We start from the raw sequence: 12,925 nt of genomic DNA, 5'->3' as shown, positions 1-12,925 counted from the left end.
ATCAGCTGCCCGTTTGCGGGCGCATGTCGGCCGCGTCGATCCCGGCCACGGCGACCGGCTTTTTCATCGCGTCGCGGCGGAACGGCTCGCCCAGTTCCTGGTTGATCATGGCTTCGATCAGCGTCGTCTTGCCGTCTTTCTGATCCTTGATCGCCTGATCCAGCGCTGCGGTCAGCTCTTCCATTGTCCGCGCCACGACGCCTTGCAGACCACAGGCCTTTGCGATCCCGGCATAAGACACCTGCTCATCCAGTTCGGTACCGACGAAATTGTCATCGAACCACAGGGTCGAGTTGCGCTTTTCCGCGCCCCATTGGTAGTTGCGGAACACGATCTGGGTGATCGCGGGCCATTCGCCCCGGCCAATCGCCGTCAGCTCGTTCACCGCGATGCCGAACGCACCGTCCCCGGCAAAGCCCACAACCGGCACATCCGGGCAACCGATCTTGGCGCCGACAATGGCAGGCAGGCCATAGCCGCAGGGACCGAACAGACCCGGCGCGAGGTATTTCCGCCCCGCTTCAAAGCTGGGATAGGCGTTGCCGATGGCGCAGTTATTGCCGATATCGGACGAGATGATCGCCTCTTTCGGCAGCGCGGACTGGATCGCGCGCCACGCCATGCGGGGGCTCATCCAGTCGGGCTTGTCCGCGCGGGCGCGCTCGTTCCAGCTGGTGCCGGGATCATCATCCTCGTGATCCATCGAGGACAGCTGCTGCGCCCAGCGCGACTTGGTCTCGGCAATCCGGCCCTTGCGTTCGGCGCGGCCCGCGTCACCGGCAGTCTCGGACAGTTGCTCCAGAATGCCATGCGCCACCTTGGCGGCATCACCCACGATCCCCACCGTGACCTTCTTGGTCAGGCCGATGCGGTTCGGGTTGATATCCACCTGAATGATCTTGGCCTTTGCAGGCCAGTATTCCATGCCATAGCCCGGCAGGGTCGAGAACGGGTTGAGCCGCGTGCCAAGGCACAGCACCACGTCGGCCTCCTTGATCAGCTCCATCGCGGCCTTGGACCCGTTATAACCCAGCGGCCCGGCAAAGAGCGGATGCGAGCCGGGGAAGGCGTCATTGTGCTGGTAGCCCACGCAGACCGGCGCATCGAGACGCTCGGCCAGTTGCATGGACGCGTTGATACCACCCTGAGACAGCACAACGCCCGCGCCGTTGAGGATCACCGGGTTCTTCGCGTCGGACAGCAATTTGGCGGCATCCGCAACGGAATTGGTTCCACCGGGCGAGGATTCGAACTCGATCGGATCGGGGATCTCGATATCCACTACCTGGGTCCAGAAATCGCGCGGAATATTGAGCTGCGCCGGACCGCACAGGCGCTTGGCCTGGGAGATCACGCGCGTCAGGACCTCGGCCACGCGGGACGGATCGCGTACCTCTTCCTGATAGGCCACCATGTCTTCGAACAGCTTCATCTGTTCGACTTCCTGGAACCCACCCTGACCGATGGTCTTGTTTGCGGCCTGCGGCGTGACCAAGAGAAGCGGCGTGTGGTTCCAGTAGGCGGTTTTCACGGCGGTGACGAAATTGGTGATGCCCGGACCGTTCTGGGCGATCATCATGCTCATCTTGCCGGTGGCGCGGGTATAGCCATCGGCCATCATGCCCGCCGAGCCTTCATGCGCGCAGTCCCAGAACATGATCCCGGCCTTCGGGAACAAGTCCGAGATCGGCATCATGGCGGACCCGATAATGCCAAAGGCATGTTCGATCCCGTGGCGCTGAAGCACTTTCACAAAGGCTTCTTCGGTCGTCATTTTCATGGGTGGCAATCTCCTGAGATGTGGTGCTGGGCGCAAGAATCGCACCGCTCGCGACGCGAGCGGCGTTGGTTGGGAAGCTAGTGCGTCCTATTGTCAGGAAATAGGGCCAGATGCGATGTCCGGATATATCCAGACGCAATCTATTGCCCGCGCTCGGCCAAAAGCGCATCAACCCGGCGACCCCAGGCGTCCCAATTCAAGCGCTCTTCATACTCGGTCCGGGATGATGCGCGCAGTTTGCGATACGCGTCGGGTGCAGCGATAAGCTCAGCCACCTTGTCGGCGAAATCCGACGCGGTGGATTCGCGCGGCAGGGCATAGCCGTTGACCCCATCGCGGACCGGAACGCCCCCCACGCGCAGGCACAGCGACGGCAGGCCATAGGCCGACGCCTCGCAGAACGCGAAACCGAAGCTTTCGAAAGATGGTTGAAACAGGAAATGCGCACGGCGCAGCACGGATTCAAACCGGGCAAATTGCTCCGGATCGGCTTTGTCCAGAAGCCCGTGCACCTTCACGAAATCTGCCCGATTAAACTCGGGCGGTTCAACTCCGATCACATCAATCTGGGCATCGATGCCACGGTTCCGGAGAACCTTGATTGTCTCGAAAACCAACGGCCCGCCCTTGGCGAACCAGTCGCGCCCGACAAGAACCAAGCGCACGGGCGCGCCAGCGCTCAAAACCGGCGGCACGTCACTGGGCATGGGGTCCGGAACATTTGCCCCCCAGGGCACGACCAGCGATTGCACATCGCTCAGGTCATAAAGCCCGTCCGCCCCGGATTTGAGCCATTCGGTCGGCCAGAGCAGAAAGTCGATCCTCGAAAACGTCTTGCGTTCAGCCCGCAGGATCATCGGATCAAACAGCCGCGACAGGGCAAGATACGACCCAAAGCTTTCGCCGATCTCGGACCTCTTGTAGGTGGTTGGCGTCGCGTCCGAGGTATAGGCCGTGAGCATGCCGGGCGGCACCCGAAGCCCGGCCATGGAGTGAAACGAATAGGCCCCGAACACCACGTCAAAACGCCCCTGCACAAGCTGCTTCTGAATCGAATGCGCAATGAACCGCGCCAACAGCAGATGAATGCGCCACCGCAGCCGCAGCATGATCGCTTCCGGCATCGCATCAATCGCCCGACGTAGCCAGTCCAGACGCCCCCAACCCGGATCAAGCACGGTGACATCGCCAACATGCGCGCCCAAGGCAGCATGAATCCGGGCGTTCCCGCCGGAATAGCTCAGCGGGTCAAGAGGCGATTGATCGCACAGATATGCAATTTTCCGACGCTGGGTCAAAACGGGGCAAACACCAGATATGCAACAGGTTTTCCAAGGCTACGGTGCTGTGCCCAAAGTGCAATATCTAACACCGCAAACCGTTTGCTTTTGCGGCCTGCACGCATCTGTGAGAGCAGATGCCACGACTCTGACCTAATCGGGTGCTAAAACTGTCTCAATCCGGGTTTAGAACGCGCGGGATTGAACGCGAAAGGGACCATGCCCAACGCACTTGCAATGCTGATGCTGGCCGTATGGCCGGTCGTGACGGTGATCCTTTTTCGCCGTTTGTCGCTTTCGCTCGCGCTGATCATCAATCTTGTGGCGGCCTTTCTGATCCTGCCACCGCCGCCCGCCGCCTATGATTTCCCGCTCTTGCCGCCGCTGACCAAGCATTCCATTCCGGCGCTTGTCGCGCTGATCATGGTGCTGGCCATGTACGGGCTGCGTCGGTCGATCCTGCCCGATACGGTGCTGGGCAAGATCCTCATGCTCACCTTTATCCTGTCGCCCATCGCAACCGTCGCCAATAATGGCGAGGTGGTCTATTGGGGCGAACTGACCCTTCCGGGGCTGGGCGTGACCGATGCGCTGGCCCTGTCCATCACCCAGATCCTGATCTTCATCCCCTTTGTGCTGGCGCGGCAGTTCCTGACCGATGCGGACTCGCAGCGGCAAGTGTTGATTGTATTGATGTTTGCCGGGCTGGCCTACACGCCGCTCATGCTGCTGGAAATCCGACTGTCGCCGCAGCTGAACCTGTGGATCTATGGCTATTTCCAGCATTCGTTCCTGCAAACGATGCGCTTTGGCGGATGGCGACCAATGGTGTTCCTCTATCACGGGATCTGGTTGGCGTTTTTTGCGATGCTAGCGCTGACCGCGGCGGCCGCGCTTTTCAAATTCGAGAAAAAGCGGAAAGTGCTCCTGGCTGTTGCGACGATCTATCTCGGCGGTGTACTGGTGCTGTGCAAGTCACTGGGCGCGCTGATCTTTGCGGTTTTCCTGCTGCCCGTGGTGCTTATCTTCGGCGTGCGCATGCAGCTCAAGGTGGCCGCCCTTCTGGCGCTTCTGGCCATTGGCTATCCGATGCTCAAGGCGGTGGACCTGATCCCCGCCGATGACATCCTGGCCGCTGCGGAAAGCATCGACGAGGACCGCGCCAATTCGCTGCGCTTCCGCTTCTACAACGAAGATATCCTGCTGGAACGCGCCTACGAAAAACCGGTCTTTGGCTGGGGAAGCTGGGGCCGGAACCTGATCTATAACGAGGTGAACGGCACACTGGAATCCGTCTCTGACGGGCGCTGGATCATCGTGCTCGGTCAATATGGCTGGTTTGGATTCCTTGCGGAGTTCGGGCTCATGGTGCTGCCCATTTTCCTGATGTGGCGGGAAATGCTGGCGCGCAAGGCAGATGAGATATCCCCCTATATCGGTCCGCTTACGCTGATGCTGGGAATCAATGCCGTGGAACTGGTGCCAAACGCCACCCTGACGCCTGTCACATGGCTTTTGTCAGGCGCATTGATGGGCTATGCGGAAACGCTGCGGCGGGAACGGCTCAATATGACCTATGATGAGACAGGCCATCTCAAATGGCGTCCGGTAGGACAGTGAATCGATGACACGTCCCCGCGTTCTTGCCATTGCCGAAGCCGCCAACCCCGACTGGGTTTCGGTCCCGCTTGTGGGGTGGTCACTGGCGCATGCCCTGCGCAAGGTCGCCGATGTGCATCTGGTCACCCACACACGCAACCGCGATGCCATCCTGGCCCAGGGTTATGCGGAAGATCGCGATGTCAGTTTTATCGACAGTGACGCCATCGCCAAACCGCTCTGGCGACTGGGTGAAAAGCTGCGCATGGGGCAGGGCAAAGGCTGGACCACCGTGCAAGCGCTCAACGCGCTGGCCTACCCGTATTTCGAACGTCTGGTCTGGCGCCGGTTTTCCGAGGATCTTATGAACGGCGCGTTTGACATCGTGCATCGTATCACCCCGCTCAGCCCGACCATCGCCAGCCCTCTGGCCCGCCACTGCGCCAAGACTGGAGTGCCTTTTGTGCTTGGGCCGCTCAATGGCGGCGTGCCCTGGCCCGACGGGTTCGACAGCGAACGCCGCCGCGAACGCGAATTCCTGAGCTACCTGCGAACCGCCTACAAGGCCCTGCCAGGTCGCCGCGCGACGCTGCGCCATGCTGCCGCCATCCTGGCCGGATCGCGACACACCGCGTCGGAGATCCCGGAGCGTTTCAGGGACAAGCTGTTCTACCTGCCTGAAAACGCGGTGGATTCTTTGCGCTTTACACGTATGGCCCCGCCATATGCGGGCGGTTCTCTGAGGGGATGCTTCATCGGTCGGCTGGTACCTTACAAAGGCCCGGACATGCTTCTGTCCGCTGCGGCACCGCTGTTGAGCGCGGGCCGCCTGACGCTCGACATCATCGGCGATGGCCCCATGATGCCGGAGCTGCGACAACAGGCCGAGGACGAAGGCATCGACCAGGCCGTCACCTTCCATGGCTGGCAGGCCCATGATGCGGTCCAGGACATCGCCGCGCGCAGTCACTTGCTCACCTTCCCGTCAATCCGCGAATTCGGCGGCGGCGTGGTGCTTGAGGCCATGGCGCTGGGCGTGGTGCCGATGATCGTGGATTATGCCGGGCCCGGTGAACTTGTCACGCCGGACACGGGTATCAAGATCCCCATCGGCCCCCGCGCCGCGATCATCAAGGGGCTGCGCACCGCGTTGAAACAGGTGGCGGACAATCCGAGGATGCTGGACCCGATGTCCATCGCCGCACGCGACCGGGTCCATGCGCTGTTCACCTGGGAGCGCAAGGCCGAGCAGGTGGCGCAGGTCTATGACTGGGTATCGGGCGCGCGCGCGGGCAAACCCACGCTTCTGGCCGCGCCCTCGGGCAGCGACATCACGCCAATCCGGTCAGCCAGATAATCAGTCCGGCCACAAGCCCGATCGCGGCATATCCAGCAGCAAGATAGGCACCGTCCCGCGTCATCATGCCAAAGGCCAGCAACGCAACGGCAAAGGCGCCAATGCTGGTCACCATCGGCAACAGTTCCAGTATCGGCCAGCTTGACGCGATCAACAGGATGGACAGTTTCGGAACCAGTGTCAGCGGCGGCGTGGTCAGCACCCGCAGCCGCCTGTGACTGTGCCGGTCCACCCAGCCCGTCGGTTTGCGCAGCCACGAGGCAGCGCGCGAAACCTTGGAGGCAGCCACCCGGCGGCGCAACAGAACACCGGGCAGCCACATGTGATTTCGCGCAAACACCCATTGCAAGGTGATGAGAATGATCAACAGGCCCGATAGCGTCGGCATGCCGGGAATGGCGGACAGCGGCGATATCATCAAAAGCGCTGGCACAAGGATGACAGGCGCAAAGGACCGTCCGCCAATCTTGTCCAAAATCTCGCCCAGCGAAATGTCGACCGTGTTGTCGCCGGGCTCAATCGCATCAAGCAATTCGCCCAACGTGCGCGGTTCGGTCACTTTGTGCGGGCCTTTTCCAACGCCAGCAGGGCCCGCAACCCATGGCGATAATCCGGATATTTCAACTCAACCCCCAGCTCATCCTTGATCCGGTCGTTCCGTACCCGCTTGCTTTCGGCATAGAAACTACGCGCCATTGGGGTCATCTCGGCCTTGTCGAAATCGATCGGCGGCGGCACGGGCACACCCAGCAATTCTGCGGCATAGGCAATCACGTCCTGCGGCGGTGCCGGATCGTCATCGCACAGATTATAGATTGCACCCGGGTTGGGCTGCGCGATGGAGGCCCGAAGCACCTGTGCGATATCGTCGACATGGATGCGGCTAAAGACCTGTCCGGGTTTGATGATGCGCCGCGCCGTTCCCTTGCGCACTTTGGCAAACGGCCCTCGCCCCGGGCCATAGATACCGGCCAGCCGAAAGATATGCAGCGGCAAACCGGGAATCGATTGCCACGCGGCCTCGGCCTCCTGTCGCCAGCGGCCCCGGCGCGTAGAGGGGGCCAGCGGCGTGGTTTCATCCACCCACCCGCCGTCGTGATCCCCATAGACGCCGGTCGTGGACAGATACCCGACCCATTTCAGATTGGGCGCGCAGTCCACGAAAGCCTGCCGCATCAACGCAAGGACAGGATCACCCCCCGCATCGGGCCCTGCCGAAATCAGGACATGACTGGCCATCTCCAGCGCGGGGCGCAGGTCATCCCCGGGAAAGCGCAGCACTTCGATGCCGGTTTCCCGCAGCCCTGCCATCTTGTCCGCGGAACGTGTGGTCCCGATCACGCGCCACCCCTCGGGCAGAAGAAGCGGGGTCAGCGCCTGGGCTGAAAAGCCGTGACCAAATGAAAGCAGTGTTGATGTCATATCCCGACAGTGCGGTCCAAATTGGAGACATTCAAGCCACGCCTTGCGGTCACCTGTGTTTTCGGTCCCAATACGCGCATGGCACAGGACAAACCCGATCTTGATCGCGCCTATGCGCTGCAAACCCCCGAAGACAGCAAACGGCTCTATGCCAAATGGGCAGACAGCTATGACACCAGCTTTGCCGCAGAGATGGACTACCGCCTGCCCGATCACGTGGAGCGTGTCTTTGTCGGGACGGGCGGAACCGGGCCGGTGCTGGACCTTGGGGCGGGGACGGGGCTATGCGCGCAGGCATTGGCGCAACGCGGGGTCGCTCCCATTGACGGCACCGATATTTCGCAGGACATGCTCGATATCGCGGCGCAGAAAAACATCTACAGGTCTCTGTTTACCGGAGATCTGACCGGGCTTTTGCCGGTAGAGGACGGGGGTTACACGGGCCTTGTCAGCTCTGGCACATTCACCACCGGCCATGTCGGTCCCGAAGCGCTGGACGAGGTTCTGCGCATTGCGGCACCCGGTGCGGTCATCGCCCTGTCCATCAACGCGAAATACTGGGCGGAGCGGGGGTTTGAGGAAAAATTCGCAGCACTTGGAGCCTCGATCACCGATCTGCAATTGCCCGAAGTACGGATTTACGGCCCCGCCAATACATCCGAGCATCGCGACGCGACCGGGCTGGTGGCCGTTTTCCGCAAAGCATAGGCGGCGCTTTGCCGGGGCGCGTCTTGGCGCGTGCACAGGCCCGGCACCGCGTCTAACCTTGGCCAAACATCACAACCCGAGTCGTTTCATGACCCATTTCACACGTCGCGCCATGATCGCTGGCCTTGTCACCGCCCTGGCCGCTTGCGGGCGGCGCTCAGAGCCAGAGGACACAGCCAAGACATCCGGATTCAACCCGCCGCTTTATCCCAATGAAACGCCAGAGCTGCGTGCGCTCATCAACAAATGGGCAGATCAATACGAGATGCCGCGCGCATTGGTTCACAAGCTTGCCATTCGCGAAAGTACGCACCGTCCCTGGGCCCGCAACGGTCCCTATTGGGGTCTCTTGCAGATCCTGCCGCAAACCGCCCGCACGATGGGCTTTCGTGGTCAGCCTTCCGATCTTCTCGATGCCGATACCAACCTGAAATACGCTGGCAAATACCTTCGCGGTGCGTGGCTTTTGTCCGATGGCGATCATCAGACCGCCATCATGTGGTATGCCAAAGGCTATTATTACGAGGCCAAACGGCGCGGCATGCTGGTCGAGACCGGGTTACGCCCGGGCTGATCTCTCACCACTCCAGCACAACCTTGCCGCTTTTGCCCGAACGCATGGCGGCAAAGCCCTTTTCAAAGTCATCCGCCTTGAACCGGTGGGTGATCACCCCGCGCACATCCAGCCCGTTTTCCAGCATGGCGATCATCTTGTACCAGGTCTCGAAAATCTCGCGGCCATAGACGCCCTTGATGGTGATCGCTTTGAACACGATCCGCGACCAGTCCACCGGCGATTTGCCCGGCGGAATACCCAAAAGCGCGATGCGCCCGCCCATCACCAGTGCTTCGACCATCTGATCGAGCGCGCGCTGGTTGCCGGACATCTCAAGACCGACGTCAAAGCCCTCTTTCATACCCAGATCGGCGATCACCTGTTTCAGGTCCTGTTCACCCACATTGACCGGCACCACATCCGCCACCTTGGCCGCCAGCGCCAGCCGATCCGCGTTCACATCGGTGATCACCACATGCCGCGCGCCCACATGACGGGCGACAGCCGCCGCCATGATGCCAATCGGCCCGGCCCCGGTGATCAGCACATCCTCACCCACCAGATCAAAGCTGAGCGCGGTATGCACCGCATTGCCCAGCGGGTCGAGGATGGCGCCGATCTCATCATCAATCGCGTCGGGCAATGGCACCACGTTGAAAGCGGGCAAGCGCAGGTACTCTGCAAAGGCCCCCTGTTCATTCACCCCGATGCCGCGTGTTTCGGGATCAAGATGGAACTTGCCCGCCCGCACCTGCCGCGAATGATGGCCGATCAGATGCCCCTCTCCGGAACACCGCTGTCCGACCTCAAGGTCATCCACATTGCGCCCGATCTCGACGATTTCCCCGGCGAATTCATGGCCCGTGACCAGCGGTACAGGCACGGTTTTCTGCGCCCACTCATCCCAGTTCCAGATATGCACATCGGTGCCGCAAATTCCGGTCTTATGCACCTTGATCAGCACGTCATCCGGCCCGATCTCGGGCACCGGCACATCTTGCAGCCACAGCCCTTCACGCGGCTCGGCCTTGACAAGAGCTTTCATATCATTGTGCATCAGATCACCCCCAGCTCTTTGCCCACGCGCTCAAACGCGCCCAACGCCGTATCCAGATCGTCGCGCGTCAGCGCCGCATTCATTTGGGTGCGGATGCGCGCCTGACCCTTGGGCACAACGGGAAAGAAAAAGCCCGAGACATAAACGCCTTCGTCATAGAGCTTCGCCGCCATGTCCTGCGCCAACTGCGCCTCGCCCAGCATGACGGGAATGATTGGATGTTCGCCGGGCAAGAGGTCAAACCCAAGCCGGGTCAGCCCAGCGCGCCAATACTCCGCATTCTCGAACAGTTGCGCGCGCAGATCATCACCTGCTTCGACGAGATCCAGCGCCTTGATCCCCGCGCCTACCACCGCAGGTGGCAAAGCGTTGGAAAAGAGATAAGGCCGCCCGCGCTGCCGCAGCATGTCCACCACCGGTTGAGACGCGGCCACATAGCCGCCAATCGCTCCGCCCAGCGCCTTGCCCAGAGTCCCGGTCAGAATGTCGACCTGTACGCCCGCATGGGCCGGGGTGCCCGCCCCCTTGGGGCCCATGAGCCCCGTGGCGTGGCAATCATCCACCATGATCAGCGCATCATATTTATCCGCCAGCGTGCGTATCTCGGGCAGCTTGGCCAGGAAGCCATCCATCGAGAACACGCCATCGGTGGCGATCATAACGTGACGCGCTCCATCCTCGCGGGCTGCTTTCAACTGCGCCTCAAGATCCGCCATATCGGAATTGGCAAAACGGTAGCGCCGCGCCTTGCAGAGACGGATGCCGTCAATGATGCTGGCATGGTTCAGCGCATCCGAGATGATGGCATCATCCGGCCCTAATAGAGGCTCGAACACAGCGGCATTGGCATCGAAACAGGCGGCAAACAGGATCGAATCGTCCATCCCGAGAAAATCGGCCAATCGGGTTTCCAACGCGCGATGCAGGTCCTGCGTGCCGCAAATGAACCGCACCGAGGCCATGCCATATCCGTGGCTGTCCATTGCCTCCTTGGCGGCGTCGATCAGATCAGGATGATTGGCAAGACCAAGGTAATTATTGGCGCACAGGTTGATCATATCGCGCCCGGCCACCTGCATGTGCGCACCTTGCGGCCCGGTCATGGGGCGTTCGTGCTTCATCAACCCGTCGGCCTCGATCCCGGCGAGCGTATCGGTGAGGTGATTCAGAAATGCTTGTGCCATGATGCGACTCCTTCTGCGGCCACCATAGCACAGCGGATGACAATCCGAAATAACGGATTTCCTATTTAGCGGATTTTATCCTGCATCCTGCACGACAAGGAAAACCTTGGCTGTTCCGTCCTTGGCCGCGATGCAATGGGGAAGGTCCGCCGCGTATCGTGCCGAATCCCCGCGCGTCAGAATCTCCTGATTCTCGCCCGAGGTCACCGTCACATCCCCATTGATGACGCTCAGGATTTCAACCGTACCATGCTTGTGCGGCTGACTGTCCAGCTTGCCACCCTCTTCGAACCGAAGTTCATAGAGCTCATTGCGCCCGGCCTCTTCCGGCGGAGACAGGATGCGGATGCGGCATCCCTGTCCCATATTGTCGATGGTGGGAATCTGGTCGGCGCGCAGCACCTCGATGCGCGGCGCGGTCTGTCCGTCTTCCAGCAACCCGGCGAAATCCACCTGCAGCGCGCGGGTCAGGTTCCACAGCGTCGCAATGGTCGGGCTGCTTTCGCCGCGCTCGATCTGGCTTACCATCGACCGCGACACGCCCGACAGCTTGGCCACCGCTTCCAGCGACAGGCCCTGGGCGCGCCGCGCCTCTTTGAGCCGTGCGGGCAAAAGGGCAAGCACTGCCTCCCCGCCGGTATCTATAGCGTTCTCCGTCATGACGGAACTTTGTATCCATGGCCGCCCAATGGCAAGCGCAATCCCGCTATGCGTTCAGGGAAATCGCGACCGCATGTCCTGCTGACTCTGTCAGACCGGCCCATCATAGTCGCGGTACTTAAAAACGAGGAATCTTCATGTCTAATGATATCGTCATTCTTGGTGGCGCACGTACCGCCATCGGAACCTTTGGTGGCTCTTTTGCTGGCACTCCCCCCATCGACCTGGCCACAGTGGCCACCAAAGCCGCGCTGGAACGCGCAGGCGTCGAAGGCGGGCAGATCGGCACCACCGTCTTTGGTCACGTGATCAACACCGAACCACGTGACATGTATCTCAGCCGCGCTGCATCCATCGCAGCGGGCATTCCCGACACCGCCCCGGCGCTCAACGTGAACCGACTCTGCGGTTCCGGCGCGCAAGCGGTCGTTTCCGCCACACAGGCGCTGATGCTGGGCGATGCCGATTTTGCCGTTGCAGGCGGTGCCGAAAACATGAGCCGCGCACCGTTCATCAACCCGTCCCAGCGGTTTGGCGCCAAAATGGGCGACATTCGCACCATCGACATGATGGTCGGCGCGCTGACTTGCCCCTTTGGCACCGGCCATATGGGTGTGACTGCCGAAAACGTGGCCGCCGAAAACGATATCTCGCGCGAGGCACAGGATGCCTTTGCCCTCGAAAGCCAGAACCGCGCCGCCCGCGCCATCGAAGAAGGCCGCTTCAAAGAGCAGATCGCGCCCGTAGAGGTAAAGGTGCGCCGCGACATGGTTGCCATCGACACCGATGAACATCCCAAAGCCACCACGATCGAGGCCCTCTCCGGTCTGCGCGCCGTGTTCCAAAAAGACGGTTCGGTGACAGCGGGCAACGCATCGGGCATCAATGACGGTGCCGCCGCGCTGGTGCTGGCCCGTGCGGACGCGGCCGAAAAGGCAGGGCTGACGCCGAAATTCCGCATCCTGGGTTATGCGGTTGCGGGTGTGCGCCCGGACATCATGGGCATCGGCCCGGTTCCGGCCTGTCAGGCCCTGATGGAGAAAACCGGCCTGTCACTGGATACGTTTGACGTGATCGAGTCCAATGAGGCCTTTGCAGCGCAGGCGCTTGCCGTGAACAAGCAGCTGGGTCTTGATCCGGCCAAGGTGAACCCGAATGGCGGCGCCATCGCGCTGGGCCACCCGGTGGGGGCCACCGGTGCGATTCTGATGGTCAAAGCCATGTATGAGCTTGAGCGCGTTGGCGGGTCCAAGGGCCTGATCACCATGTGCATCGGCGGCGGTCAGGGTATCGCGGTGGCCATCGAACGGCTCTGAGCCAAC

General features: G+C 61.3%; 12 protein-coding genes. 5 read left to right on the top strand and 7 right to left on the bottom strand.

The features are described from left to right. Window position 1: 1 nt before the first annotated feature. Window positions 2-1,780, bottom strand: coding sequence for a sulfoacetaldehyde acetyltransferase (xsc, locus tag PGB28_RS04720; RefSeq protein ID WP_271420336.1), 1,779 nt, complete (start codon window positions 1,778-1,780; stop codon window positions 2-4). 140 nt (window positions 1,781-1,920) lie between these two features. Further along, on the bottom strand, window positions 1,921-2,985 hold the full coding sequence (locus PGB28_RS04715) for a glycosyltransferase family 4 protein (protein WP_271420335.1): 1,065 nt from the start codon (window positions 2,983-2,985) through the stop codon (window positions 1,921-1,923). 294 nt (window positions 2,986-3,279) lie between these two features. Between PGB28_RS04715 and PGB28_RS04710 the strand changes: the two genes are divergently transcribed. Both PGB28_RS04710 and PGB28_RS04705 read left to right on the top strand, forming a co-directional pair. Beyond that, entirely contained in the window at window positions 3,280-4,680 is a 1,401-nt protein-coding gene (locus PGB28_RS04710) for a hypothetical protein (RefSeq protein ID WP_271420334.1), read from the top strand. Window positions 4,681-4,684: 4 nt separating this feature from the next. After that, on the top strand, window positions 4,685-6,016 hold the full coding sequence (locus tag PGB28_RS04705; RefSeq protein WP_271420333.1) for a glycosyltransferase family 4 protein: 1,332 nt from the start codon (window positions 4,685-4,687) through the stop codon (window positions 6,014-6,016). On the opposite strand, the gene PGB28_RS04700 is transcribed toward PGB28_RS04705, so the two are convergent. Then, window positions 5,991-6,575: an exopolysaccharide biosynthesis protein gene (locus tag PGB28_RS04700; protein WP_271420332.1), complete on the bottom strand. Its 585-nt coding sequence runs from the start codon at window positions 6,573-6,575 to the stop codon at window positions 5,991-5,993. The two genes, PGB28_RS04705 and PGB28_RS04700, sit on opposite strands and share 26 nt — an antisense overlap. Then, a complete protein-coding gene (locus PGB28_RS04695) occupies window positions 6,572-7,438 on the bottom strand; it encodes an SDR family oxidoreductase (RefSeq protein WP_271420331.1) in 867 nt (288 codons plus the stop codon). Before PGB28_RS04695 ends, PGB28_RS04700 begins: the two co-directional genes overlap by 4 nt. A gap of 78 nt (window positions 7,439-7,516) precedes the next feature. Between PGB28_RS04695 and PGB28_RS04690 the strand changes: the two genes are divergently transcribed. Together PGB28_RS04690 and PGB28_RS04685 are read left to right on the top strand one after the other, a co-directional pair. Then, window positions 7,517-8,146 (top strand): class I SAM-dependent DNA methyltransferase, encoded by a 630-nt coding sequence (locus PGB28_RS04690; protein ID WP_271420330.1) that lies wholly within the window; start codon window positions 7,517-7,519, stop codon window positions 8,144-8,146. Between the two features lie 88 nt (window positions 8,147-8,234). Then, window positions 8,235-8,720 carry a lytic transglycosylase domain-containing protein gene (locus PGB28_RS04685; protein ID WP_271420329.1) on the top strand — a complete coding sequence of 162 codons (486 nt, stop codon included), beginning with the start codon at window positions 8,235-8,237 and terminating at the stop codon, window positions 8,718-8,720. A 4-nt stretch (window positions 8,721-8,724) separates the two neighbouring features. Here the strand turns inward: PGB28_RS04685 and tdh are convergent, their stop codons facing one another. From tdh to PGB28_RS04670, 3 genes are all read right to left on the bottom strand, one after another. After that, window positions 8,725-9,759: an L-threonine 3-dehydrogenase gene (tdh, locus tag PGB28_RS04680; protein WP_271420328.1), complete on the bottom strand. Its 1,035-nt coding sequence runs from the start codon at window positions 9,757-9,759 to the stop codon at window positions 8,725-8,727. Beyond that, the gene (locus tag PGB28_RS04675; RefSeq protein ID WP_271420327.1) at window positions 9,759-10,943 is read right to left on the bottom strand and encodes a glycine C-acetyltransferase; all 1,185 of its coding nucleotides are present in this window, start codon (window positions 10,941-10,943) and stop codon (window positions 9,759-9,761) included. Before PGB28_RS04675 ends, tdh begins: the two co-directional genes overlap by 1 nt. A gap of 75 nt (window positions 10,944-11,018) precedes the next feature. Further along, window positions 11,019-11,603: a helix-turn-helix domain-containing protein gene (locus PGB28_RS04670; RefSeq protein ID WP_271420326.1), complete on the bottom strand. Its 585-nt coding sequence runs from the start codon at window positions 11,601-11,603 to the stop codon at window positions 11,019-11,021. Window positions 11,604-11,740: 137 nt separating this feature from the next. Between PGB28_RS04670 and PGB28_RS04665 the strand changes: the two genes are divergently transcribed. Next, complete coding sequence (locus PGB28_RS04665; protein WP_271420325.1) at window positions 11,741-12,919, top strand: acetyl-CoA C-acyltransferase family protein; 1,179 nt, start codon at window positions 11,741-11,743, stop codon at window positions 12,917-12,919. The last annotated feature ends 6 nt before the right edge of the window (window positions 12,920-12,925 follow it).

The sequence above is a fragment of the Primorskyibacter aestuariivivens genome, from assembly GCF_028023675.1.
Classification (GTDB): domain Bacteria; phylum Pseudomonadota; class Alphaproteobacteria; order Rhodobacterales; family Rhodobacteraceae; genus Marinovum; species Marinovum aestuariivivens.
This window is presented reverse-complemented; position numbering and strand designations above follow the sequence as displayed.